22 protein-coding genes are annotated in these 25,646 nt (G+C 62.0%); 19 read left to right on the top strand and 3 right to left on the bottom strand.

The genetic code is table 11. From position 1 onward, the window contains the following. Window positions 1-29 precede the first annotated feature (29 nt). The 9 genes from araG to FHT79_RS22865 all read left to right on the top strand — a co-directional run bounded on the left by araG (window position 30) and on the right by FHT79_RS22865 (window position 12,092). On the top strand, window positions 30-1,535 hold the full coding sequence (araG, locus tag FHT79_RS22905) for an L-arabinose ABC transporter ATP-binding protein AraG (RefSeq protein ID WP_063475267.1): 1,506 nt from the start codon (window positions 30-32) through the stop codon (window positions 1,533-1,535). 17 nt (window positions 1,536-1,552) lie between these two features. Next, the gene (gene araH / locus FHT79_RS22900) at window positions 1,553-2,503 is read left to right on the top strand and encodes an L-arabinose ABC transporter permease AraH (protein WP_183904176.1); all 951 of its coding nucleotides are present in this window, start codon (window positions 1,553-1,555) and stop codon (window positions 2,501-2,503) included. After that, window positions 2,500-3,390: an aldose 1-epimerase gene (locus FHT79_RS22895; protein ID WP_097543060.1), complete on the top strand. Its 891-nt coding sequence runs from the start codon at window positions 2,500-2,502 to the stop codon at window positions 3,388-3,390. The genes araH and FHT79_RS22895 overlap by 4 nt, the downstream gene beginning before the upstream one ends. Further along, the gene (locus tag FHT79_RS22890) at window positions 3,391-4,170 is read left to right on the top strand and encodes an SDR family oxidoreductase (RefSeq protein ID WP_047616204.1); all 780 of its coding nucleotides are present in this window, start codon (window positions 3,391-3,393) and stop codon (window positions 4,168-4,170) included. A gap of 151 nt (window positions 4,171-4,321) precedes the next feature. Beyond that, window positions 4,322-4,753 (top strand): OsmC family protein, encoded by a 432-nt coding sequence (locus FHT79_RS22885; RefSeq protein WP_047616206.1) that lies wholly within the window; start codon window positions 4,322-4,324, stop codon window positions 4,751-4,753. Window positions 4,754-4,974: 221 nt separating this feature from the next. Beyond that, window positions 4,975-5,583, top strand: coding sequence for a TetR family transcriptional regulator (locus FHT79_RS22880; RefSeq protein WP_047616208.1), 609 nt, complete (start codon window positions 4,975-4,977; stop codon window positions 5,581-5,583). Window positions 5,584-5,633: 50 nt separating this feature from the next. Beyond that, window positions 5,634-6,773, top strand: a complete 1,140-nt coding sequence (locus FHT79_RS22875; protein WP_097543062.1) for an efflux RND transporter periplasmic adaptor subunit — start codon at window positions 5,634-5,636, stop codon at window positions 6,771-6,773. A gap of 27 nt (window positions 6,774-6,800) precedes the next feature. Beyond that, window positions 6,801-9,947, top strand: a complete 3,147-nt coding sequence (locus tag FHT79_RS22870) for an efflux RND transporter permease subunit (protein WP_047616212.1) — start codon at window positions 6,801-6,803, stop codon at window positions 9,945-9,947. A 234-nt stretch (window positions 9,948-10,181) separates the two neighbouring features. Continuing rightward, window positions 10,182-12,092, top strand: a complete 1,911-nt coding sequence (locus FHT79_RS22865) for a family 20 glycosylhydrolase (protein WP_183904175.1) — start codon at window positions 10,182-10,184, stop codon at window positions 12,090-12,092. 14 nt (window positions 12,093-12,106) lie between these two features. Here FHT79_RS22865 and FHT79_RS22860 read toward each other — a convergent pair whose 3' ends face one another. Then, on the bottom strand, window positions 12,107-13,018 hold the full coding sequence (locus tag FHT79_RS22860) for an ROK family protein (RefSeq protein WP_183904174.1): 912 nt from the start codon (window positions 13,016-13,018) through the stop codon (window positions 12,107-12,109). Window positions 13,019-13,313: 295 nt separating this feature from the next. On the opposite strand from FHT79_RS22860, the gene FHT79_RS22855 reads away from it, so the two are divergent. From FHT79_RS22855 to FHT79_RS22815, 9 genes are all read left to right on the top strand, one after another. Further along, window positions 13,314-13,934, top strand: coding sequence for an exopolysaccharide biosynthesis protein (locus tag FHT79_RS22855; RefSeq protein WP_280952264.1), 621 nt, complete (start codon window positions 13,314-13,316; stop codon window positions 13,932-13,934). A 178-nt stretch (window positions 13,935-14,112) separates the two neighbouring features. Next, the gene (locus FHT79_RS22850; RefSeq protein WP_047616217.1) at window positions 14,113-15,066 is read left to right on the top strand and encodes a sugar-binding transcriptional regulator; all 954 of its coding nucleotides are present in this window, start codon (window positions 14,113-14,115) and stop codon (window positions 15,064-15,066) included. Window positions 15,067-15,211: 145 nt separating this feature from the next. Continuing rightward, window positions 15,212-16,522 carry a sugar ABC transporter substrate-binding protein gene (locus tag FHT79_RS22845; RefSeq protein WP_047616219.1) on the top strand — a complete coding sequence of 437 codons (1,311 nt, stop codon included), beginning with the start codon at window positions 15,212-15,214 and terminating at the stop codon, window positions 16,520-16,522. Between the two features lie 139 nt (window positions 16,523-16,661). Next, window positions 16,662-17,534: a sugar ABC transporter permease gene (locus FHT79_RS22840; RefSeq protein ID WP_047616221.1), complete on the top strand. Its 873-nt coding sequence runs from the start codon at window positions 16,662-16,664 to the stop codon at window positions 17,532-17,534. 1 nt (window position 17,535) lies between these two features. Beyond that, window positions 17,536-18,366, top strand: coding sequence for a carbohydrate ABC transporter permease (locus FHT79_RS22835; protein WP_018483649.1), 831 nt, complete (start codon window positions 17,536-17,538; stop codon window positions 18,364-18,366). Window positions 18,367-18,383: 17 nt separating this feature from the next. Further along, the gene (locus FHT79_RS22830) at window positions 18,384-19,382 is read left to right on the top strand and encodes an ABC transporter ATP-binding protein (protein ID WP_047616223.1); all 999 of its coding nucleotides are present in this window, start codon (window positions 18,384-18,386) and stop codon (window positions 19,380-19,382) included. Window positions 19,383-19,460: 78 nt separating this feature from the next. Further along, on the top strand, window positions 19,461-20,942 hold the full coding sequence (locus FHT79_RS22825; RefSeq protein ID WP_183904173.1) for a mannitol dehydrogenase family protein: 1,482 nt from the start codon (window positions 19,461-19,463) through the stop codon (window positions 20,940-20,942). A gap of 98 nt (window positions 20,943-21,040) precedes the next feature. Next, window positions 21,041-21,730: an HAD family hydrolase gene (locus FHT79_RS22820; RefSeq protein WP_183904172.1), complete on the top strand. Its 690-nt coding sequence runs from the start codon at window positions 21,041-21,043 to the stop codon at window positions 21,728-21,730. Next, window positions 21,730-23,313, top strand: coding sequence for an FGGY-family carbohydrate kinase (locus FHT79_RS22815; protein ID WP_183904171.1), 1,584 nt, complete (start codon window positions 21,730-21,732; stop codon window positions 23,311-23,313). Before FHT79_RS22820 ends, FHT79_RS22815 begins: the two co-directional genes overlap by 1 nt. 34 nt (window positions 23,314-23,347) lie before the next feature. Here FHT79_RS22815 and FHT79_RS22810 read toward each other — a convergent pair whose 3' ends face one another. Continuing rightward, on the bottom strand, window positions 23,348-24,202 hold the full coding sequence (locus FHT79_RS22810; RefSeq protein ID WP_047616230.1) for a MurR/RpiR family transcriptional regulator: 855 nt from the start codon (window positions 24,200-24,202) through the stop codon (window positions 23,348-23,350). Window positions 24,203-24,435: 233 nt separating this feature from the next. Here FHT79_RS22810 and FHT79_RS22805 point away from each other — a divergent pair, with 233 nt between their 5' ends. After that, window positions 24,436-25,152, top strand: coding sequence for a sulfate transporter family protein (locus FHT79_RS22805; RefSeq protein ID WP_183904170.1), 717 nt, complete (start codon window positions 24,436-24,438; stop codon window positions 25,150-25,152). Between the two features lie 3 nt (window positions 25,153-25,155). Here the strand turns inward: FHT79_RS22805 and FHT79_RS22800 are convergent, their stop codons facing one another. Beyond that, on the bottom strand, window positions 25,156-25,581 hold the full coding sequence (locus FHT79_RS22800) for a VOC family protein (RefSeq protein ID WP_183904169.1): 426 nt from the start codon (window positions 25,579-25,581) through the stop codon (window positions 25,156-25,158). Window positions 25,582-25,646 lie beyond the last annotated feature (65 nt).

Below are 25,646 nucleotides of genomic sequence, written 5' to 3'. Positions count from 1 at the left end.
GCCGCCGGGTCTTTCTCGACGGAGCGACGATGGCTTTCCTCGAATTCAACAATATTTCCAAGGGTTATCCCGGCGTGCAGGCGCTGGCGGATGTTTCCTTCCCTGTCGAGAAGGGCGCCGTCCACGGCCTGATGGGCGAAAACGGCGCCGGTAAATCGACGCTGATCCGGGTGCTGTCAGGCGACCAGGCCGCCGATAGCGGCACTATCCTCATCGACGGCGAGGAGCAGAAATACGGCTCCGTCCGCGACGCCTTCCATGCCGGCGTCATCGTCATCCATCAGGAACTACAGCTCGTTCCGGAGTTGACGGTCGCCGAAAATCTCTGGCTTGGGCGCTTTCCGGCCAAGGGCGGCGTCATCCATTCGAAGACGTTGATCGAGACGGTGCGCACGAAGCTGGAAGAGATCGGCATCGAAGTTGATCCCGCGGCCAAGGTTGCCTCACTTTCGATCGGCGCGCGGCAGATGGTCGAGATCGCCAAGGCCGTCATGCTCGATGCACGGGTAATCGCGCTCGACGAGCCGACCTCCTCGCTTTCCTCGCGCGAAAGCGAGATCCTGTTTTCTCTCATCGAGACACTGAAGGCGAAGGGAACTGTCATCCTCTATGTCTCGCATCGTCTCGACGAAATTTTCAGGCTTTGCGACAGCCTGACGGTGCTGCGCGACGGCAAGCTTGCCGCCCACCATCCTCAAATCGGCGAAACGACGCGCGAACAGATCATCTCGGAAATGGTCGGACGCGAGATCAGCAATGTCTGGGGATGGCGCGAACGTCCGCTCGGCGCCGTTCGGCTAGAGGTCAAGGGCCTGTCGGGGCCGAGGCTGCGCCACCCGATCAGCTTTTCGGTCCGCCAGGGCGAGATTCTCGGCTTCTTCGGTCTGATCGGCGCCGGCCGCAGCGAGATGGCGCGGCTGCTTTACGGCGCCGATGCCCGGCATCAGGGCCAAGTGACGATCGACGGCGTCGCCGTTTCGCCGAACAATCCGAAAGCGGCGATCAATGCCGGCATGGTGCTGTGCCCCGAGGACCGCAAGTTCGACGGCATCGTCCAGGGCCGATCGATCGAAGAGAATATCGCGATCTCGTCGCGCCGGCATTTTTCGCCCTTCGGCATTCTGAGCCTGAGACAAGAGGCGGCGCTCGCCGACCAGTTCATCGCCAAGCTTCGGGTGCGAACGCCGTCGCGCAAGCAGGACATCATCAATCTCTCCGGCGGCAACCAGCAGAAAGTCATTCTCGGCCGCTGGCTGTCCGAGCAGGGCATCCAGGTTCTCGTCATCGACGAGCCGACGCGCGGCATCGACGTCGGGGCGAAATCGGAAATCTACGAAATCCTCTACGAGCTTGCCGCCGGCGGTATGGCGATCGTGGTGATTTCAAGCGAGTTGCCCGAAGTCATGGGCATCTCCGATCGCATCATGGTGATGTGCCAGGGCAGGGTGGCGGCCAATGTCGCCCGCCAAGATTTCGACGAGCGCAGCATCCTGACGGCGGCGCTCCCCGACAAGAATGCCGCAGGCACCATTTAAGACTGGGAACACGGACGATGCATTCGGTGAAAAAAATCCTTCTCGGCGAACAGGGACTGGTGGTGATCTTCACTGCTGCCTTCGTGATCGTCTCGCTCTTCGTGCCGAACTTTCTGACCGAGCGAAACATGCTGGGGCTGCTTCAGTCGGTCGTCACGATCGGCATCGTCGCCTGTACGATGATGTTCTGCCTGGCGTCTCGCGATTTCGACCTTTCAGTCGGATCGATCGTCGCCTTCTCCGGCATGATCGCGGTGATGGTCTCGAATGCGACGGGCTCCATTCCCCTCGGGCTGCTCGCCGCCTTGCTGTGCGGCGCCCTCGTCGGCTTCGTCAACGGCATCGTCATCGCCCGCCTTCGCATCAATGCGCTGATCACCACGCTGGCGACCATGCAGATCGTGCGCGGGCTGGCGCTGATCGCCTCGGATGGTCGCGCCGTCGGCATCAACGATCCTGCCTTCTACCAGCTTGCCCTGTCGCGTTTCCTGACCGTGCCGACGCCGATCTGGATCATGCTGATCCTTTTCATCCTCTTCGGTTTCGTTCTCAACCGCACCGTCTTCGGCAAGAACACCCTGGCGATCGGCGGCAATCCCGAGGCCTCGCGGCTTGCGGGCGTCAACGTCGTCAACATGCGCATCTGGATCTTTGCGCTGCAGGGTCTCGTCTGCGGCGTTGCCGGCATCCTGCTTGCCTCGCGCATCACCTCCGGCCAGCCGAATGCAGCGACGGGACTCGAACTCTCGGTGATTTCGGCCTGCGTTCTCGGCGGTGTTTCGCTGGCCGGCGGCAGGGCGGCGATGAGCGGTGTGATCGTCGGCGTGCTGATCATGGGCATTGCCGAAAATGTCATGAACCTCTTGAATATCCAGGCATTCTATCAATATGTCGTACGTGGGCTGATCCTGCTGATCGCGGTGCTGCTCGACAATTTGAGGTCTTCAGCTGCGGGGCGACGCGGATGAACCAAGGAAGAGCCGGCGACGAAATCGAATTGCGGCACGGCGACCTCGTCGTCCGGGTCAGCCATCGGGGTGCCGCCGTCACCGCCGCAACATATCGGGACGTGCCCTTTCTCGTTGCGGCCGGCGGGCCTGAAGAAACGATGGCGAATTTCGCGATGGTGCCGTTCGGCAACCGCGTGGAAGGCAATGTCATGTCCTTTGCCGGTCGCGACTATACCTTCCAGCCGAATACTGCCGATTCGCTCTATCGGCATGGCGATGGCTGGCTCAGCCTCTGGCAGCTTGAAGACTCGAGCCCGGAGCACGCGCAGTTCTGCTTTTCCCGGGGCGCCGACAGTGTTTCACCTTATGCCTATCTCACCCGGCAGGAGATCCGTCTCGCCGGCAATGCGCTGGTGCTGACACTTTTCGTGGAAAACCGGGGCGAAACCGCTCTTCCCTTCGGGCTCGGTCAGCATCCCTTCTTCGCGCGCACGCCAAAGACGAGGCTGATGATTGCGGCCGATCGTTACTGGAACGAGCGACCCGACCATCTTCCCGATATGCCCGGCTCCGTGCCCGATGATTTCGATTTCAGGTCCGGCAGGCTGTTGCCGCAGAAATGGATGAACAATGCCTTCGAGGGTTGGAACGGACGGGCTGCTATCACCTGGCCGGAACTTGGAATTCAGGCGGCGCTCGAAGCCGATGGTGCGCTCGATCGCTTCATGCTCTATATGCCCGTCACCCGCGGCGACTTCTTCTGCCTCGAGCCGATGAGCCACTTGCCGAACGGCCACCACCTGCCCGATTTCGGTGGGCTCAGGCGGCTTGCGCCGGGGGAGGCTCTTGCCGGCACGGTGACGATCCTGATGTCGGAACTGCCGGTTCAATCGGAGGTGAGATAGATGGGCAGCCGCCTGCATGGCAAGAACATCCTGATCACGGGTGCCGCGCAGGGTATCGGTCTTGCGATGGCAAAGGCTTTCATGCGGGAGGATGCCGCCGTTTTTCTCGTCGATCGCGATGCGGCGCGGCTGGCGAAGGCAGCGAAAGCGCTTCAGAGCAGTGGCGGCCGGCTTGGTTATCTGCCGGCCGACATTACCGATGCCGGAACGATCACGACGTTGGTGGCCCAGGCGAAGGAAGAGATCGGAGAGCTGAACGCGCTCGTCAACAATGCCGGGGTGAATGTCTTTGCCGAACCACTCGAGACGACGGACGAGGAATGGAACCGCTGCTTCGACATCAATCTCAAGGGCGCCTGGAACTGCTGCAAGGCGGTGCTGCCCGGCCTGATCGAACAGGGCGGCGGCGTCATTCTCAACATTGCCTCGACGCACGCTTTCACCATCATCCCGCACACATTTCCCTATCCGCTGGCAAAACACGCCCTGCTCGGGATGACGAAATCCCTGGGTCTCGAATATGCGGCCCGCAATATCCGCGTCAACGCACTGGCGCCGGGCTATGTCTCGACACAGAAGGTGATCGATTACTGGAACAGCTTCCCCGATCCGGAAGCGGCAAAGGCCGAAACGATGAGGCTGCATCCCGGCGGGCGCATCGCGACACCGGAGGAGATCGCCATGGCGGCCGTGTTCATGATTTCGGACGAATGCCCGTTCATGAATGGCACTTGCCTGACGATCGACGGTGGTCTCAGCGTCTTGCAGCATCCCGGCTGAAAGGGCTTCGATTTTCGCTGATTTTTACAGGCCTGTCGTCTTCTCCGGATAGAGCATTATATTGCCCTTCGGGAAGGCTATTTGATCTCCCGCGGGCATGGAGCGGCGCCCTGCCGCTTGCTCGAAAGCACAATCGAAACAGGAGGACGGCATGCAGATCAATCGTACGGCTTCGGCCCATTGGACCGGTGGCCTCAAGGACGGCAAAGGCCTGATCTCGACGCAGAGCGGCGCCCTGAAGGACTATCCCTACGGCTTCGCAAGTCGCTTCGAAGGCATTGCCGGCACCAACCCGGAAGAACTGATCGGCGCAGCCCATGCCGGTTGCTTCACCATGGCGCTGTCGTTGATCCTCGGCGAAGCCGGCTTTACCGCCGAGCATATGGAAACCTCCGCCAAGGTAACGCTGGAAAGCGTCGAGGGCGGCTTTGCCATCACCGCCATCCATCTTTCGCTCTCTGGCCGTATTCCCGGTGCCGATGAGGCGACCTTCACCGAGCTTGCCAACAAGGCCAAGGCCGGTTGCCCTGTGTCCAAGGCGCTCGCCTCCGTTCCGATCACGCTCGACGTCAAGCTCGCCTGATTTCCGGCCGCCGATGAGGTGCCGCGCGCGTTTCGCGTCGCGGCACTTTTCAATTGCGCCCGATCGCCATCGTCCATCTGCTTCAGAAAATCCCTCACACGACCAAATGGCCGTCCTGCCGAGAGCTGTACTGCGTTCAGGGATGTTGACAAGTGACGCCTGATATTTTACGACTGACGAAATTCAAAATTCGTCAGTCGTAATTCGAGGCATCGAAAATCATGGACGAGATTGCGGAAAACACGCTCGACATCACTCGGCAGGAGAATGTCACCCGCATTCTTGATGCGGCCGAGCGGCTGTTTCGGCATTATGGCTACAGCAAGACGACGGTGGCCGACATTGCCCGCGATCTTGGCATGTCGCCCGCCAATATCTATCGTTTCTTCGCCTCCAAGGTGGAAATCCACCAGGCGCTCTGCGGGCGCATGCTCGCCACCGCGTATCAGATCGCCTACGACATCCGCCATCAGCCGATCAGCGCCAGTGAGCGGTTGCGCCGCTATGTCGAGACCCAGCATCAATTGACGCTGGATCTGATGCTCGATGAGATGAAGGTGCATGAGATGATCATCGTCGCGATTGAGCGCGACTGGCACGTCATCGAAAAACATATCGACCGCGTCCATGATCTCATTGCCGAAATCATTGCCGAAGGCATTGCCGCCGGCGAGTTCGTCGAGCAGGACCCGGTCGTTGCCTCGCGCTGCTTCGGCGCGGCGACGATCAATCTCTGCCATCCGCAAATGGTGGCCCAATGCCTTGCCAAAACCAACCGCGCAAGCGTCGACGAACTGATCGACTACGTGATCAGGGCGCTGAAGAAATAATGGACGGCAGCCGCCGTCGAGACCCCCGAAACGATCCAGGAGTGCGGAAGATGTTTTCGCTCAAGACCCTCAGCTACCGCATGCCGTCCGTCACCAGTCTCGCGCTCGTCGGCGCGATCGGCATCGGCGTTTCCGCGTGCTCGGAAGAGAAGGCTGAGGTCAAGCAAGTCGTCCGGCCGGTGAAGGTCGTCGAGATCGCCAAGGCCGGCGACACGCGCAAGCTCGATTATTCCGGCTCGGTCAAGGCGCGCACGGAGATGAACCTCGGTTTCCGCGTCGCCGGCAAGATCACCGAACGCCTCGTCGATATCGGCGACCGGGTGACACCGGGCGATGTTCTTGCCCGCGTCGACGCCACGGATTACCAGCTGGCGGTCAGGACGGCCGAAGCCAATCTCGCCGCGGCCGAAAGGGGTGTCGAAACCACCGATCTCGTCAACAAACGCGCCGAGCAGCTTTTCGACAAGAGTGTCGCCCCCAAGTCGCAGGTCGAACAGGCCTCACTCAGCCATGACCAGGCGATCTCGCAGCGCGATGCCGCCCTTTCGGCGCTCGACCAGGCGAAAAACCAGGTGAGCTACACCGAGCTCAAGGCCGGTCAGAACGGCATCGTCACCGCGATCAATGCCGATACCGGCCAGGTCGTCGGCTCCGGCACCGCCGTCGTCACCGTTGCCGTCGACGGCGAGAAGGAAGTGCAGATCGCGGTTCCGGAAAACGACATTGCCGAATTCAAGCCGGGCAAGACAGTCAAGGCCAGTTTCTGGGCCGACGACAGGCTGGTGCTCGACGGCAAGGTGCGGGAGGTTTCCGGTAGCGCCGACCAGCAATCGCGCACCTTTGCGGTTCGCGTGAGCTTGCCGAACGATCCGCAGGTGCTACTCGGCATGACGGCGACGATCGAGGCCAATGTCAGCAATGGCAACAGCTATGTCTCGATCCCGCTCAGCGCGCTCGCCGAGAAGGACGGCAAGAAGATGGTCTGGACCGTCGATCGCGATACGTCGACTGTGCATGGCCGCGACATCAAGGTCGCCGATTTCACCGGCGACGGCGTGCATGTGATCGAGGGCCTCGACAGCGGCGATCTCGTCGTTGCGGCCGGCACGCAGTTCATGAGCGAAAACCTGAAGGTGAAGGTGCCGGACCAGCAGTCGGCCCTGGCCGCCACGGACCAGACCGTGCGCTGATCGGGCCATAGGATAGGGAATAAGACCATGGACGCCACCACCACCGAGAAGCGGCCCTTCAACCTGTCGCGCTGGGCAATCGGACATCCGAGCATCGCCCGTTTCCTCTTCGGGCTGATCATCATCACCGGCGTGCTCGGGCTGATGCGCATGGGCCAGCGCGAGGATCCCGAATTCACCTTCCGCGTCATGGTCGTTCAGGCGATCTGGCCGGGCGCTTCCATACAGGAGATGGAAGATCAGGTCGTCAACAAGATCGAGCGCAAGCTGCAGGAAACTCCGCATATCGACTGGGTCAAGTCCTATACGCGGGCGGGCAGTGCGATCATCACCCTGCAGGTCAAGGGCGATACGAATTCGAAGGATGTGGCGGACGCTTTCTACCAGGTGCGCAAGAAGGTCGGCGACATCTCCAGCGAGCTGCCGCAGGGCCTGCTCGGCCCCTATTTCAACGACGAGTTCGGCGACACGTTCATCACACTGCATTCGATCAGCGGCGACGGCTATTCCTATCCGGAACTGAAGAAATTCGCGATCCAGGCGCGCGACATGCTGCTGACGACGCCGGGCGTCGAGAAGGCCGTGATCATCGGCGACCAGCCTGAGAAGATCTATATCGACGTCTCGTCCAAGGCGCTCGCCGAGCGCGGCCTGACGATCCTCGATCTGCAGAATGCCATCAAGGGCCAGAACAATGTCGATCCGGCCGGCTCCGTCGATACCGGCTTGCGCTCGGTGCGCATATCCGTCGAAGGCGACGTGAAGAAGGCGACCGATATTCGCGAGCTGCGCCTTCGCGCCGGCGGCCAGGTGACGCGGCTTGGCGATATCGCCACCGTCAGTTCCGGGCTCGAAGATCCCTATCAGCGCAAGTACCGTTTCAACGGCCACGAGAGCGTTCAGGTCGGCGTCGTCATGGCCAAGGGCTTCAACGTCACCGATGTCGGCAAGGATGTGGAGGCGACCTATCAGCGCTTCGAGGAGGCGCTGCCTTATGGCGTCTCGGTCGATCAGATCGCCAACCAGCCCGACGTGGTGACGGACGCGATCAGCGAATTCATGCATGCGCTCGGCGAAGCCCTCGTCATCGTGCTGGTTGTCTCGTTCCTGTCGATCGGCTGGCGTTCGGGCCTCGTCATCGCCATCGCCATTCCTCTGGTGCTCGCAGCCACCTTCGCGCTGATGTACGAACTCGGCATCGACCTGCAGCGCATCTCGCTCGGCGCGCTGATCATCGCGCTCGGCCTGCTCGTCGACGATGCGATGATCGTCGTCGAGATGATGGAGCGAAAGCTGGAGGAGGGGCTCGTCAAGATCGAAGCGGCGAGCTTCGCCTATTCCTCGACCGCCTTCCCGATGCTGACGGGTACGCTGATCACCACGGCCGGCTTCATCCCCGTCGGCTTTGCCGCATCGACGGCCGGCGAATATGTGCGGTCGCTGTTCTATGTGGTCGGTATCGCGCTGGTGACCTCGTGGTTCGTCGCGGTCTACTTCACGCCGTGGCTCGGCTATATGATCCTCAAGCAGCGCCATCACGCCGGCGAGCATCACGATGCCTTCGACACCGGCTTCTATCGCCGGCTGCGCGGCACGGTCGGCTGGGCGGTGCGCCACCGGGTCATCGTGCTGCTTCTGACGCTCGGCACCTTCGTCACCAGCCTCTGGGCCTTCCAGTTCATCCCGCAGAATTTCTTCCCGCAGTCCTCGCGGCCGGAAATCCTCGTCGATCTCTGGCTGCCCGAGGGCACCAGCATCAAGGAAGTCGAGGTGCAGGCAAAGGCGCTCGAAGCCAAGATGATGGACGACCCCGACAAGAAGTTCATCGCCACCTATATCGGCGAAGGCGCGCCGCGTTTCTTCCTGCCGCTCGACCAGCAGCTGCGCAATCCGAACTTCGCCCAGTTGCTCGTCATGGCCAATGACGAACCGGCGCGCGAGCGGCTGATCACCAAGCTGCGGACGATCCTTGCGGAAGACTTCCCCGACATTCGCGGCAAGGTCGACCGCCTCTTCCTCGGCCCACCGACTGGCTGGCCCGTGCAAATGCGCGTCATGGGGCCGGACCGCGGGGAAGTCAGGGCGATCGCCGATCAGGTGAAGGCGCGTTTCCAGGCCAATCCGATGCTCGGCGCCATCCATGACGATTGGCTGGAGCAGGTGCCGGCGATGAAGTTGGTGATCGACCAGGATCGCGCTCGGGCACTCGGCGTCACTTCGCAGCGCGTTCGCCAGATGTTGCAGACTGCCATGTCGGGTGCGGCGCTCGATGATTTCCGCGACGGCGAGGAGACGGTCTCGATCGTCGCCCGCGAGCCGGATGCCAGCCGTTCGCTGCTGTCGGCGGTCAACTCTGTCTATGTGCCGACGGACTTCGGCGGCTTCGTGCCGGTCTCGCAGGTCGCCAAGGTCGTGCCGGTCATGGAGCAGGGCATCGAATGGCGGCGCGACCGCCTGCCGACGATCACCGTGCGTGCGACGCTGCCCGACGATGTGCAGCCGAACGATGTGGTGATGAAGATGTATGCCGACATGAAGGACCTGCGCGACAGCCTGCCGGCCGGCTATAAAGTCGAGATCCAGGGCGGCGCCGAGGATGCGGCGGAAAGCCAGATGTCGATCGCCGCCAAGGCGCCGATCATGCTCGCCGTCATCATCGTGCTGCTGATGATACAGCTGCAGCATTTCGGCAAGGCGATGCTGGTGCTCGCCACCGGGCCGCTCGGCATTATCGGTGCGGCGGCGGCACTGCTGATCAGCGGTGCGCCCTTCGGCTTCGTGGCGATCCTCGGGGTCATCGCGCTGCTCGGCATCATCATGCGCAACTCGATCATCCTGGTTGACCAGATTGACCAGGATATCAAAGCCGGCATGCACCGGCAGGAGGCGATCGTCGGCGCGGCTGTGCGGCGTTTCCGGCCGATCATGCTGACGGCGCTGACCGCCGTGCTGGCGCTTATCCCGATCTCGCGCGGCGTCTTCTGGGGTCCGCTCGCCTACGCGATGATGGGCGGCATCCTGGTTGCCACAGTGCTCACCATTCTGGTTCTGCCCGCCGGTTACGCCCTTTTCTTCGGCCGGGAGCCGAAGGCGAAGGACGAGCCAGGCCAGCATGCCGACGCCATCCAGGAAGAGGCGGATGACAGGCATCCGCCGGCGTTGGCAGCAGAGTGAGGACGGCGCGGCGAAAGCCGCGCCGTTTTCCTTGCAGGCCCGCAGATCCCGACCAAGATGCACCGCTGTTGAACCCGTAGAGCCTGGTTGGAAGGCTTTGAACGGTTTTCATGCTGCAGCCCGCCCTGAACCTGCGCGCCGATTCCATTGCCGCCTCGAAAAAGCTAAGCTGGGAAAGCACGCCGGGACTCCAGTCGCGATCCCGGTCATTCATCGACGGGGCAGGGCACGACCATGGCCGATTACCATCTGGAAGCAAGCTGGAGCCCGATCGAGGGCAGCTTTGGGCGCTTGACCTTCACGCTGTTCAATCTTTCGGCCGAGCCGCTCTCCGGCTTCTCGCTGGCCTACACCTCGGAAACGCGCGTTGCCGACAAACATGTCTGCGATGGCGGCAGCCTCAAACGGCAGCTCGCGCATTTCCACGAATTCCTACCGAGCGACGGCCTGAGCGTGCCGCCCGGCGGGCGCTGGCGGTTCACCGTCGACGGGCTGACCAGAGAGCCGAAACATGCGACATCAGGTATCAAATCGGCCTATCTGACACTTGGCGACGGGCGCCATGTTCCCGTCGGTTTCGGCGATCTCATGCTCGAAGGCCGGGAAGGCGGCGTGGCGCCGCCGCTTCTGCCGCCGGGTCGGGCCGAGGAGCCCTATGCGCTGCTGCCCTGGCCGCTGGCTCTCGGGCTGAAGGCAGGAGAGCTGCCCGTCGTCCTTTATCCGGCCGAGCGGACGCGGCCCGATGCGGTCAAGGCGCTCTCCCTGGTTCTGGAACTCTACCAGCGGCTCTATCCGGCCGACAGCGTGCCGTTCTCCCTCAGTGCCGTCAAAGGCGGACGGGCCATTCGTTTCGTCACCGAATCCTCGATCGCCGCCTTTGCCTATGAATTGCGTTTCACCACGCATGAGATCGTGCTGTCGAGTGCCGATGCCGCTGGGCGGCAATACGGGCTGACCAGCCTGGCGCAGCTGCTGCATGGCGGCCGCGCCGCTCGTGAGAGCTTCAAATTCCCCAATTTCGGCACGATCGCCGACCAGCCGCGTTATGACTGGCGCGGTTGTCATCTCGACGTGTCCAGGCAGTTTTATCCGGTGGCCGATATCATGCGGCTGATCGATATTCTCGCCTGGAACAAGCTCAACATCTTCCACTGGCATCTGACCGACGACGAAGCCTGGCGGCTGGAGATCAAGGCCTATCCCGCACTGACGGAGATCGGCGCGCGGCGCGGGCCTGATGAAGTGCTCGTGCCGCAGCTCGGCGACGGGGCGGAACCGCGCTCCGGCCATTACACTCAGGACAATGTCAGGCGGATCGTTGCGCATGCGGCCTCTCTGCACATCGAGGTGGTGCCGGAAATCGATATTCCCGGCCACAGCAGCGCGACGCTGCTGTCGCTACCTGCGCTTGTCGACGGGCAGGAGGCGCCGGACAGCTACCGCTCCGTGCAGGGTTATCCCAACAATGCCCTCAATCCGGCTGTCGAATTCACTTATGAATTCCTCGGCAAGGTGTTCGACGAGATGGTGGCGCTGTTTCCCAGCGAATATCTTCATATCGGCGGCGACGAAGTGGCGCAGGGTTCCTGGCTTTCCTCGCCGCTCTGCAAGGCATTGATGGAGCGGGAGAAACTTGCCGGCACCGCCGAGCTGCAATCCTATTTCCTGAAACGTATCAAAGTCATGCTGTCGGAGCGTGGCAGGAAGCTCGCCGGCTGGAACGAGGTCTCGCATGGCGGCGGCGTCGAGCGCGACGGCACGCTGCTGATGGCCTGGGAAAAGCCTGCCGTCGGCATCGAGCTGGCACAGGAAGGCTACGACGTGGTGATGACGCCGGGCCAGGCCTATTATCTCGACATGGCGCAGGCCGAAGCCTGGGCCGAACCCGGCGCGGGCTGGGCGGGGTTCAGCCCGCCGGAACACACCTATGCTTATGAGGCCGAGGGCGAGCTGCCGGAGGCGCTGCAGCAGAAGATGCGCGGCATCCAGGCCTGCATCTGGACCGAGAACTTCCTGTCCCGCGCCTATTTCAACCGGCTGGCTTTTCCGCGCCTTCCGGCCGTTGCCGAGGCTGCCTGGACGCCTTTGGCGCGCAAGGACTGGGATCGGTTCGCAGCGATCGTGCGGATGTGGCCGGTGCTTTAGGGAGTCCTCTGGATTTAGGCCGCCTCGGCCTTCAACCCCAGCAGGGCTGCGCCGATCAGGCCGGGCTCGATGCGGCATTCGCTGCGCACCACCAGCGGGCGCTCGAACTTGCGCAGGATGCGGGGGCGCACGGCGTGGTCGAGTTCAGCCAGCAGCGGCTCGACATTGGAAAGCCCGCCGCCGACCGGGACGATGGTCGCGCCGGTGATGTTGATCGTTAGCGCCAAGGGCGAGGCGACGAGATCGACATAGACGTCGATCGTGCGTGTCGCCTTCTCCTCGCCATGCCGCCACTGAGCGATGATCTCCTCACTGGAAAGGTCGAGATTGTGCAGCGTCTGATGCAGCCGCTCCAGGCCGCGAGCGCCGCCGACGGTGTCGACGCAGCCCTTCTGGCCGCAGCCGCAGGCATAGGCGGGAATGGCGACGGGTGGATTGCCGGCTGCGGATGCGATGATCGGCCCGTGACCCCATTCGCCGGCAAAACCGCCGGCCTCATTGACGAGGCGTCCGTCGGCAACCAAGCCGCCGCCGACGCCGGTGCCGAGGATGGCGCCGAAGACGATGCGGTGGCCGCGGCCGGCGCCGAGGCCGGCTTCGGCCATGGCGAAACAGTCGGCGTCGTTGGCAATCAGCACCCGCAGGCCGAGTTCGGTTTCGAGGTCGGCCGCGAGCGTGCGGCCGTGAATGCAGGGAATGTTGGCGCAGATCAGGCGCTGGGTATCGGGATCGACGACGCCGGCGATGGAAAGCGCGATGCGGCTCGGCCGTTCGCCGGTTTCAGCGATAATGTCGCGCAGGGTCTCGACGAAAGCGGCGAAATCATCCTTCGGCGTCGGGCGGCGGCCGAGGGGAACGATGTCTGTCTCGGAGCGGGCGATGCCCCCTTTGATGGCGGTGCCGCCGATGTCGAATGAAATGATCATTACACTCTGCCGTTTCTCTGGTCTCCGCGTCTGCTTGCATTGTTGGCGGGGAATTTCAAGCGCTCATTCGGCGGCGGTGTTGGCTGCTTCAGGGGCGTGCCGTGTGGCACCCCACTGTTCTGCCGGATATCTCGCCCACGGGTGGGGCAATTGGATAGCCGGGATCGGCTCCGATCGCAGCCGCAATTTCTAACCCCGCAAGTCATTCAATTGGCATATTGCATCGCCAAAATCCGGCCCTACACTTTCATCAACCGCCGGATCCACGATCATCGATACGAGAGAAAACAGTACCATCCGAAGACCACGTCCCAAAGGCCGCCGCCTCTCATCCATTTTACGGCAGATGGCCGCCGACCAGAGCCGTGAGCGGATCTCGATCGGTGATCTATTCGACACGATGGGCGACAGGGCGATCAGCGCGTTGATGCTGATCTTCGCGCTGCCGAACGCCTTTCCCACGCCGCCCGGCACCTCGGCCGTGCTCGGCGCGCCATTGGTCTTCCTGGCCGCGCAATTGACCTTCGGGCTGAAACCCTGGCTGCCGAGGGTGATTGCCGACCGTTCGATGCGGCGGGAGGATTTCGAGAATATCGTCGGCCGCATTCACCGCTGGCTCGCCTGGGCGGAGCGCATGCTGAAGCCGAGGCTTGCGATCTTTGCCGAGCCGCCGGCGGAATATCTCGCCGGGGCCGCATGCCTGCTGCTGTCGATCGTGCTGCTGCTGCCGGTCCCGCTCGGCAACATCCTGCCGGCGATCACGATCTCGGTCTTCGCTTTCGGCATATTGGGCCGTGACGGTCTCTTCGCGCTCATCGGCTTCGTGATGACGGCCGTGTCGCTCGTCATCGCCGGCGGGGTGATCTACGGGCTGGTGAGGGCGGCGATCTATCTCGTCGTGCAATGGTTCGCCTGAGTGGGTTTGCCTAAGCGGGGTTGCCTGAGCGGAGTTTGCGTTGGTGATAGCGGTTATTTGGCGGGGCTCTTTGCAACAGGCTCGACATTTGCCGGAATTTTGTTTTGATCTGGCGCGATACAAATTCAAATCATGTTCGGCGGCGGTACGCCGGCTCACTTTGCGCGGTAGGCATTAAATGGCAAAAAGATCAGAGACCCCTGCACGGCTCGACGATGCGGCTCGGGCTGGCTGGCTCTATTACGTCGCCGGGCGCACGCAGGATGAAATCGCCGCTGCGATGGGCATCTCGCGGCAATCGGCGCAGCGGCTGGTGTCGCTGGCGGTCGCCGAGCGCCTGATCAAGGTGCGGCTCGACCATCCGATAGCCGCCTGCCTGGAACTCGGCAGTCAGTTGCGCCGGAAATTCGGGCTGAAACATGTTGAGGTGGTGCCGAGTGATCCCGCGTCGTCATCGACGACGGTCGGTATCGCCGAGGCGGCGGCCGCCGAGATCGAGCGGTGGCTGAAACGGCCGGAGCCAATCGTCCTCGCCATCGGCACCGGCCGCACGCTGAAGGCGGCCGTCGACCAGCTGCCGGCGATCGAATGTCCGAATCACCGCATCGTTTCGCTGACCGGCAATATCGCCCCGGACGGGTCGGCGGCCTATTACAACGTCATCTTCAGCATGGCCGATGCGGTGAAGGCGCGGCACTATCCGATGCCGTTGCCGGTGCTCGTCACGTCGGCGGAGGAACGGGAGCTGCTGCACGGCCAGCAACTGGTGCGTTCGACGCTCGACATGAGTGCGCAAGCCGATGTTACCTTCGTCGGCATCGGCGAACTCGGCATCGACGGGCCGCTCTGCGTCGACGGTTTTCTCGAGAAGGACGAGATGATGGAGCTGATGCGCGGCGGCGCGGTCGGCGAGATCTGCGGCTGGATCTTCGATGTCGACGGCAGGTTGCTCGACAACCCGATCAACGAGCGCGTCGCGTCGGCGCCGATCCCGTCCCGCGACGCGTCGATCGTCATTGGACTGGCCAAGGGCAAGCGCAAATTCAAGGCGATCAGGGCTGCCATTGTCGGCCATCAAATCAATGCTCTGATCACCGATGAAGAAACTGCTGAGTTTTTGCTCAGGAATTGAGCAAAAAATATTCTAGTTAAATCAATGAGATGACTATCGCCTTCGGCATCGCAGCAACGATTGCCGATTGACATTCTTTGTTGATTGTTGAGTAATTGCCCATGAGCAAAGCGAATGCTCACACTCCATCTTCTGGGAGGAAGATATGACATTGAGAACTTTTCTGCTGGGCGCCTGCTCAGCACTGGCGTTTGCCGGCATGGCTTCGGCCGAGACGCTGACAATCGCGACCGTGAACAACGGCGACATGATCCGGATGCAGAAGCTGACGGATGATTTCAAGGCGAAGAATCCCGGCATCGACCTTGAATGGGTAACCCTCGAAGAAAACGTGCTGCGCCAGAAGGTCACGACCGACATCGCGACCAAGGGCGGCCAGTACGACGTCTTGACGATCGGCACCTATGAAGTTCCGATCTGGGCAAAGCAGGGCTGGCTGGTGCCGCTCGACAATCTCGGCGCCAACTATGACGTCGACGACCTGCTGCCGGCCATCCGCAGCGGCTTGACCCTGGACGGCAAGCTCTATGCGGCGCCGTTCTACGGCGAAAGCTCGATGGTCATGTACCGCAAGGACCTGTTCGACGCCGCCGGCCTGAAGATGCCCGACGCCCCGACCTGGGACTTCATTGCCGACGCTGCCCGCAAGATCACCAACAAGGACAAGGAAGTCTACGGCATCTGCCTTCGCGGCAAGGCCGGCTGGGGCGAGAACATGGCCTTCCTGACGGCCATGTCCAACTCCTTCGGCGCCCGTTGGTTCGATGAAAGCTGGAAGCCGCAGTTCGATCAGCCCGAGTGGAAGGACACGCTCGACTTCTATGTCAAGCTGATGAAGGATGCCGGCCCTCCGGGCGCCTCCTCCAACGGCTTCAACGAGAACCTGGCGCTGTTCCAGACCGGCAAGTGCGGCATGTGGATCGATGCCACCGTTGCTGCATCCTTCGTCAGCAACCCGAAGGAATCGACCGTCGCCGACAAGGTCGGCTTCGCGCTCGCTCCGGATAAGGGCCTCGGCAAGCGCGGCAACTGGCTGTGGGCCTGGAGCCTCGCCATCCCGGCAGGTTCGCAGAAGGCCGAAGCGGCCGAGAAGTTCGTCGCCTGGGCCACGAGCAAGGATTACACCAACCTCGTTGCCGAAAAGGAAGGCTGGCTGAATGCACCTCCTGGCACCCGCAGCTCGCTCTATGCGAATGCGGAGTATCAGAAGGCGGCCCCCTTCGCCAAGACGACGCTCGACTCGATCAACTCGGCCGACCCAAGCAAGCCGACCGTCAAGCCGGTCCCCTATGTCGGCGTCCAGTTCGTGGCGATCCCGGAATTCCAGGGCATCGGCACGGCGATCGGTCAGCAGTTCTCGGCAGCCCTTGCCGGCCAGATTTCGGTCGACCAGGCCCTGCAGAGCGCACAGCAGCTCGCCACCCGCGAAATGACCAAGGCCGGCTACATTAAATAAAAGCCTCCCAAGCAAGAGGCGGATCCTTGACAATCCGCCTCTCTGGGCCGCCGATTGCCCGAACTGCATCGGCGGCCTCTTTTTTCAGACAAAGCTGCCTTGCGGCCGCTCCCCGCTTCAGTCCAGATCGGTGATTGCCATGGCGACCTTACATACCCGCTCCGCTGCGCGCCTGATGATTGCGCCCTCCGTGCTGCTGCTCTTTGCGTGGATGATCGTCCCGCTGGCGATGACGATCTATTTCTCGCTGCTGAACTACAATCTGCTCAGCCCCGGCATGGAAAGCTTCGTCGGTTTTCTGAACTACGAATATTTCCTGTCCGACCCGGCCTTTATTGCGGCGCTGATCAACACGCTGCTGCTCGTCGCCGGCGTGCTGTTGATCACCGTCATTGGCGGCATCGCCTTTGCACTGCTGCTCGACCAGCCGATGTACGGCCAGGGCATCGTGCGCATCCTGGTGATCGCGCCGTTCTTCGTCATGCCGACGGTGGCAGCCCTGGTCTGGAAGAACATGTTCATGAACCCGGTCAACGGGTTGTTTGCCCATCTCGCCAAGGCGCTCGGCCTGCAGCCGATCGACTGGCTGGCCAATGTGCCGCTGTTTTCCGTCATTCTCATCGTCGCCTGGCAATGGCTGCCCTTTGCCACCCTCATCATGCTGACGGCGCTGCAGTCGCTCGACGAGGAGCAGAAGGAGGCGGCAGAGATGGACGGCGCCGGGCCGATCTCGAAATTCATCTACATCATCCTGCCGCATATGGCGCGCGCCATCACCGTGGTGATCCTGATCCAGACGATCTTCCTGCTTTCGGTCTTCGCCGAAATCCTCGTCACCACCAATGGCGGGCCGGGCACCGACAGCACCAACCTCACCTATCTCGTCTATGCCCAGGCGCTGCTGCAGTTCGATATCGGTGGCGCATCGGCCGGCGGCATCGTGGCTGTTATCCTCGCCAATATCGTTGCGATCTTCCTCGTGCGCCTCGTCGGCAAGAATCTGGAGGCTTGAGATGGCCAGAAAAGTCACAACGAAGCGCAAGCTCATCGTCACCGCAATCGCCTGGACGCTCGGCATCCTGATCTTCTTCCCGATTCTGTGGACCTTTCTCACCAGCTTCAAGTCGGAAGCCGACGCCATCGCCTCGCCGCCGCAGTTCCTGTTTTTCCATTGGACGACGGAAAACTATGCCGAGGTGCAGAGCCGGTCGAACTATCTCAGCCACTTCATGAACTCGGTGATCATCTCCTTCGGCTCGACGCTGATCGGCCTGATCATCGCCATTCCGGCCGCCTGGGCCATGGCGTTTTCGCCGACCAAGCGGACCAAGGACGTGCTGATGTGGATGCTGTCGACCAAGATGATGCCGCCGGTCGGCGCACTGATCCCGATCTATCTGATGTTCCGCAATTCAGGTCTGCTTGACACGCGCACCGGCCTGGTGATCGTGCTGACGCTGATCAACCTGCCGATCATCGTCTGGATGCTCTACACCTATTTCAAGGAAATCCCCGGCGAGATCCTCGAAGCGGCGCGCATGGACGGGGCATCGCTGATGAAGGAGATCGTCTACGTGCTGACGCCGATGGCGGTGCCCGGCATTGCCTCGACGCTGCTTTTGAACATCATCCTGGCCTGGAACGAGGCGTTCTGGACGCTCAACCTCACCGCTTCGAAGGCGGCGCCGCTGACGGCCTTCATCGCCTCCTATTCCAGCCCCGAGGGCTTGTTCTATGCCAAGCTGTCGGCGGCATCGACGATGGCGATCGCGCCGATCCTGATCCTTGGCTGGTTCAGCCAGAAACAACTCGTCCGCGGCCTGACCTTCGGCGCTGTGAAATAAGATAAAGGGAGAGAAACATGGGCAGCATTACCCTTCAGAAGGTTTCGAAGGTCTTCGGCGAAGCCAAGGTCATCCCGTCGATCGATCTCGACATCAAGGACGGCGAGTTCGTCGTCTTCGTCGGCCCGTCGGGCTGCGGCAAGTCCACCTTGCTTAGGTTGATTGCCGGGCTCGAGGACGTCTCCGGCGGCAAGATCGTCATCGACGGCAGGGACGCCACCGAAAAGGCGCCCTCGGAGCGCGGCCTGGCCATGGTGTTCCAATCCTATGCGCTCTATCCGCACATGAGCGTGCGCAACAACATCGCCTTCCCGCTGAAGATGGCGGGTGTCGACAAGGCAGAGATCGACCGCAAGGTGACGGATGCCGCCCGGGTGCTGAACCTGACCGACTATCTCGAACGCAAGCCGCGCCAGCTGTCCGGCGGCCAGCGCCAGCGCGTGGCGATCGGCCGCGCCATCGTGCGCCAGCCTTCGGCCTTCCTGTTCGACGAACCGCTGTCGAACCTCGATGCGGCACTGCGCGTCAACATGCGCCTCGAAATCAGCGAGTTGCACCAGCAGCTGAAGACGACGATGGTCTACGTCACCCACGACCAGGTCGAGGCGATGACCATGGCCGACAAGATCGTCGTGTTGAACAGGGGCAATATCGAGCAGGTCGGCTCGCCGCTCGAGCTCTATAGCCGCCCGCGCAACCTGTTCGTCGCCGGCTTCATCGGCTCGCCGAAGATGAATTTCATCAAGGGCCAGAATGCGGCCCAGCTCGGAGCCCATACGATCGGTATCCGTCCCGAGCATGTGCTGCTGTCGATGGAGAGCGGCGACTGGAAGGGCAGGGTCGTGGTCGCCGAACATCTCGGCTCCGACACTTTCCTGCATATCGATGCCGAGGGCATCGGCATGGTGACGGCGCGCGGCAGCGGCGATTTCGCGGCCAAGGCGGGCGATACGGTCTATCTGACGCCGGACCGTTCACGCATCCACAAATTCAACGAGGGCGGCCTTGCCATCTGAGCAGGCGGCGGGGGGCAGGCATGCGAGCCGGACGATGACGCCCGGCCGTCTCGGCAAGACCTTCAAGAGGACTGAAACATGACGTGCAAATTATCGCTGGCAACGCTTTCGGATGTGGCCCGCACGGCGGCTATCCCTGGATACGACAGGGCATCGCTGAAAGCTGGCATCGTGCACTTCGGCGTCGGTAATTTCCACCGCGCTCACCAGGCGATCTATCTCGACGATCTCTTCAATGCAGGCTCGGATCACGATTGGGCGATCGTCGGCGCCGGCGTGCTGCCGTCGGATGCCGCCATGCGCGAAAAACTTGCGGCGCAGGATTTCCTGACGACGGTGGTCGAGCAGGACAACAACAAGACGGCGGCGCGCGTTACTGCGCCGATGATCGACATCCTGCCGGTCGGCGATGCGAGCGCCATCATCGCCAGGCTCGCCGATCCCGAGATCCGCATCGTCTCGCTGACGATCACCGAGGGCGGCTATTTCATCGACGCATCGGGCAGGTTCAATCCGGCTCATCCGGCGATTGCTGCCGACGGACAGAATCCCGATGCGCCGAAGACGGTGTTCGGCCTGATCGTCGCCGGCCTGAAGGCGCGCAAGGCCAGGGGCATCGGACCGTTCACGGTCATGTCCTGCGACAACATTCCTCACAACGGCGTCGTCACCGCCAATGCCGTCGTCGGCACGGCCGCACTTTCAGATCCTGCCCTTGCCGACTGGATCAGGGCGAATGTCGCCTTCCCGAACGCGATGGTCGATCGCATCACGCCGGCGACCAGCCAGCGTGAGGTCGATTTCCTCCGCGACAATTTTGGGATCGAGGACAATTGGCCGGTCTATTGCGAGGAATTTAAGCAATGGGTGCTGGAGGATAAGTTCACAGCCGGCCGGCCGGCGCTGGAAAAGGTCGGGGTGACCTTCGTTGCCGATGTCACGCCCTACGAGCATATGAAGATCCGCATCCTCAACGGCGGGCATGCCGCGATCGCCTATCCGGCGGCGCTGATGGATATTCATTTCGTTCACGATTCCATGGAAGAGCCGCTGATCCGCGCCTTCCTCGCCAAGCTCGAAAAAGATGAGATCATCCCGATCGTCCCGCCGGTGCCGAACACGTCGCTGACGGATTATTTCGCCCTGATTGAGCACCGCCTGCTCAATCCGAAGATTGCCGACACCATTCCGCGACTGGCGCAGGACGGCTCGAACCGCCAGCCGAAATTCATCCTGCCGTCGACGCTCGACAATCTGCATCAGGGCAGGGACGTCGTCGGCCTGGCGCTGGTTTCAGCACTCTGGTGCCGTTATTTCGCCGGCAAGACCGACAGTGGCAAGGATATCGTCTTCAACGACGCCAGTGCCGATCGCCTGCATGCGGCGGCGCTGAAAGCCAAGGACGATCCGTCAGCCTTCCTCGCCTTCGACGATATTTTTGGCGAAGTGGCAAAATCCGAACTTTTCCGCAAGCGTTTCGCCCATGCACTCAAAACCCTGTGGGAAAAGGGCACGCGGGAGACGCTGCAACTCTATCTCGACGGCAAGCTCGCAGTGTAAGGGAATGGGATGGCGGCACGCTGTTGTCGCCAACCATCCGGCCTTGCGAGCAAAGCGGGACGGTGATGCGTCCGAATTGAACTCAGGTTGGGTCTTCCATGGCTGATGCTGAAACACGGCTGGTCATCTTCGATTGCGATGGCGTGCTCGTCGACAGCGAGCCGATTTCGATCAGCGTGCTCGTCGGCGCCATGAACGATCTCGGCGTCTCGATCACCGAGGACCAGGCCTATGAGCGCTTTCTCGGCCGTAGCCTGTCGACCCTCATCGATACGCTCGAAACCGAATTCAACGTCCAAGCTGGCGAGGAATTCCTCGAGCGCATCCGCACCGATCTCTATGCCCGTTTCCGCACCGAGTTGAAGCCGATCGAGGGTGTCGCCGCGACGATCGACGGACTTGGCGTGCCCTGTTGCGTTGCCTCGTCCAGCCAGATGGAGCGAATCCGCCTGTCGCTGTCGGTGACCGGACTTCTGGGCAAGCTGCCCGACATCTTCAGCGCGACGATGGTCAAGCGCGGCAAACCGGCGCCCGATCTTTTCCTGCATGCGGCGCGTGAAATGCAGGTCGAGCCGGCACATTGCCTTGTCGTCGAGGACAGCCCGGCCGGTATTGCTGCCGCCAAGGCGGCGGGCATGACGGTCTTCGCCTTCACCGGTGGGTCCCACGCCAATTTCGCCGGATACCGCGCCGAACTCGATCGTCTTTCGCCTGAGGTGGTGTTTGACGCCATGCCGGATTTGATACACCTTGTCCGCAACCATAAGCTGGACGGGACCAAGATTTGATGCGTGATCATGTGGTTGCGGTGGATATCGGCACGGGCAGCGCGCGCGCCGGCGTCTTCGACGCACGCGGCGGCCTGCTCGCCAAATCCGAACATCCGATCGTGATGAACCGGCCGCGTGAAAACCATGCCGAGCACGATTCCGAAGATATCTGGTCGGCCGCCTGCACGGCAGTGCGCAGGGCGATGGAGCAATCCGGCATCGCCGCCGCCTCGGTTGGAGCGATCGGCTTCGACGCCACCTGTTCGCTGGTCGTCCGCGACGTCGAGGGACGTCAGCTCAGCGTTTCCACCGGCGGCGAGCGGCGTTTCGACACGATCGTCTGGCTCGATCACCGGGCGCTGAAGGAAGCCGATTTCTGCACGGCGACGGAGCACAGGGTGCTCGAACATTCCGGGCATGTGATGTCGCCCGAGATGGAAATGCCGAAGCTGATGTGGTTGAAGAAGAAGCTGCCGGCCACCTGGGAAAAGTCCGGCTACTTCTTCGATCTCGCCGATTTCATGACGTGGAAATCGACCGGTTCGCCTGCCCGTTCACGCTGCACGCTGACGGCGAAATGGAATTATCTCGCCCATCTCGAAAAGGGCTGGCAGCAGGATTTCCTGGAGCGGATCGGCCTCGAGGACCTTCATGAGCGCGGCCATCTGCCGGACGAGACCACGCCTGTAGGAGACAGTGTCGGGCAGTTGACACCGGAAGCGGCGGAAGCGCTGGGGCTGACGACGGATTGCCATGTCGCTGCCGGGATGATCGACGCTTATGCGGGTGCACTGGGCGCGCTCGGCGGCTATGCCGCCGATCCTGTAAAACGCGAGCACCAGCTGGCGCTGATTGCCGGAACGTCGAGCTGCATCGTTACCTTCTCCCGGGAACGCAAGCCGAGCCATGGCATGTGGGGACCCTATTACGAGGCGGTCTTCCCGCAATCCTGGCTGGTGGAGGCCGGGCAATCGGCGACCGGCGCGCTGCTCGACCACATCGTGCGTATGCATGCGGCCGGCGGCGAGCCGACGGCGGCGCTGCATCAGAGGATCGTCGCGCGCATCGCCGAATTGAGGGCCGAGGAGGGCGATGCCTTCGGTGCGCGGATTTTCGTGCTGCCGGATTTCCATGGCAACCGCTCGCCGCTCGCCGATCCGCATGCCGTCGGCGTCGTCAGCGGGCTGACGCTCGATACGTCCTTCGACGGGCTCTGCGCGCTCTATTGGCGGTCTGCGGTGGGGATTGCCCTCGGCATCCGCCATATCCTGGAAATGATGAAGGAATATGGCTACATGCCCGATACGCTGCATATTGCCGGCGGGCATGTGAAGAACCCGGTGCTGATGGAGCTTTACAGCGATGCGACCGGCTGCAAGGTCGTGGTGCCGAAAATGAACGAGGCGGTGCTGCTCGGCACGGCGGTCGCCGCATCCGTCGCCTGCGGTTTGTACAAGGATCTGGCGGCGGCCGGCGAGGCGATGTATCCAGGTGGCGACGAACGGCTTCCCGACAAGGCGAAACAGGCGCTCTACGACCGCGACTACCGCCGTCTTCTCGCCATGCACCGCCACCGCGCCGAACTGGAAACGATGCTATAGAGCGCCGCGCGTCTTTTGAGACGCGCTAAGGACCTCAGTGGTTTGCGGCCTCGCCGAGCACGGTCGCGAATTCCATCATGCGGCGACGGCGAAGGGCCGCTTCTTCTCCGACTTCGAGGATGACGGATTCCGACAGGCAATCGAGCAGCGCGATCAGCGGCGGAAGGTTGTCGAGATCGGGCGCGCGCGCTGGCGGCAAGGGCAGCATGACGTTCGACTGGTCCGCCATCCAGTCCGCCTGTTGCGGCGAAATGAGGACGACCTTATAGCCGTAGCGCCGCGCCGTCCTGGCCAGCAGTCGCGCCTTGGCGAAGCGGCGACAGTCGATAATGACAAGCAGCGCGTCATCGACCGCCAGCCGGGCGAACAGCTCGGCAAAACGGTTGTCGGCGGCGTCGAGCGTGCGCACGCCGTCGCGGGCCTGTGTCAGCCGCTGGCAGAAATGATTGGCGAGGCTCGCGAGCCGCGCATGCGTGGCGATTGATACTTCTCGGGCCGTGCTGATCAAGCCGACGGCTTCTGACCAATGTGGCTGTGCCGTCAGATGATAGATATGATGGAGCGCCTGGATCTGTTCGGCAACCAGCACGGCGAGCGGTTTGCCCTCCGCGGCGTCCTGATGCAGCTCGCTCATGGCGCTCTGCAATTGCGCCGGCGATGTGGTCACGGTCTCGCGAATCTCGACCTTGACGCTGTCCAACCCTTGATAGCCGAGCGCGCGCAGGAACCGGCCGACGGTCATCGGCGAGAGATCCAGCCTGTCAGCGACGGATGCAGCTGTCTCGAACGGCAGGTCATTCAGGTGTTCGGTGAAATATTTCGCGATACGGCGTTCGGCTGGTGTGCCGTTTTTTGCGTATTGCCTGAGTTTTTGCACAAAGTCTTCCACATCGGCCTCCCCGTCTTCCCTCAGAGGCGTTCCGTGGATGCGCTTTTGCGACCCCTTGTCTTTGCAACTATTTCGGAAGCTGCTTCTCAGGCCCGTGCGTATTTCATATACGTCACAATATTATATTAGTATTTAGTTTTCGACAAGTTTTCTATTACTGCATGTAATTTTATTCTCTTGTCGGCGACCCCCACCTTTCCTACATCTTGCGCGCAACCGGAGACGCCTGAGACATGATTCTTGACGCCGCTCGACTATCGCTCACCAATCTCTTCGCGGCGGAAACGCGCTCGGTCTTCTGGAAGGTGCTCGGCCTGACGATTCTCGTGCTCGTCGGCCTCTGGTTTGCGCTGCGCGGGGCCTTCATGGCCTTTCTCTTTCCATGGCTCACGAGCTTCTTTCCCGATGTGCCGGATTGGGCGGGGTGGTTCGCTTTCGTCTTCGCGATCCTTGCCGGTATCGGCCTCGCCCTGATGCTGGCGCTGTTGCTTTCGCCGGTCACGGCGCTGATCGCCGGCCTGTTTCTCGACGATGTCGCCGACGTCATCGAAAAACGCGACTATCCCGGGGATGCGCCGGGCACCGCCATGCCGCTCGGTCCGGCGATGGCAAGCTCGATCAAGTTCCTCGGCGTGGTGATCCTCGGCAATATCGTTGCCTTGCTGCTGCTGTTCATCCCCGGGGTCAATCTGGTCGCGTTCTTTCTGGTGAACGGCTATCTGCTCGGACGGGAATTCTTCGAATTCGCCGCCATGCGATTCCGTTCGCCTGAGGAGGCACGGCTCTTCCGCGCCAGGCATGCTTCGACCGTCTTTCTCGGCGGGCTGGTGATCGCCCTTTTCCTGGCGATCCCCTTCGTCAATCTTCTGACGCCGCTCTTTGCCGCCGGCATGATGGTGCATCTGCACAAGCTGGTTTCCGCCAGGGATGTCGCGTTGCACCACCCCTGAGGCTCAGCCGGGCAGGGCGGCGGTGTCGTACATCGCCGCGAATTCGGCGCTCGGCGGGATCGGCTTGATGATGTCGATCAGGACGCCGTTCGGATCTGCGGTGATGAAATGCCGCTGACCGAAATCCTCGTCACGGATCTCTCTCAGTATAGGCAGGCCGGCGCTCCGGCAGGCGGCATAGATCGCATCGACGTCGGCGACCTCGAAATTGAGCAGCAGGCCGGACACCCTGCCGCGGGCTATGGCCGGGATGGTTTCGTGGCTGCCGTCAAGGATGGCAAGCGCGATATGCTCCTCTTCTATCGATCGCAGGTGAACGTACCAGTCGCTTTCGAACAGCGCCTTGAAGCCGAAATGCCTGCAATAGAAGCTGGCAGTGCCGGCGACATCGCCGGTCATGATGACAGGATAATAGCTCGTCGATCTCATCTCTTTCCTCCATCTTTCCATTTACATACATTCTGTATGTTTTTCTATTAGCATACATGCTGTTT

The organism is Rhizobium sp. BK212, assembly GCF_014197475.1.
Taxonomy (GTDB): domain Bacteria; phylum Pseudomonadota; class Alphaproteobacteria; order Rhizobiales; family Rhizobiaceae; genus Rhizobium; species Rhizobium anhuiense.
Note: the sequence above shows the minus strand (reverse complement) of the source record. Positions and strands in the feature narration are given on the sequence as shown.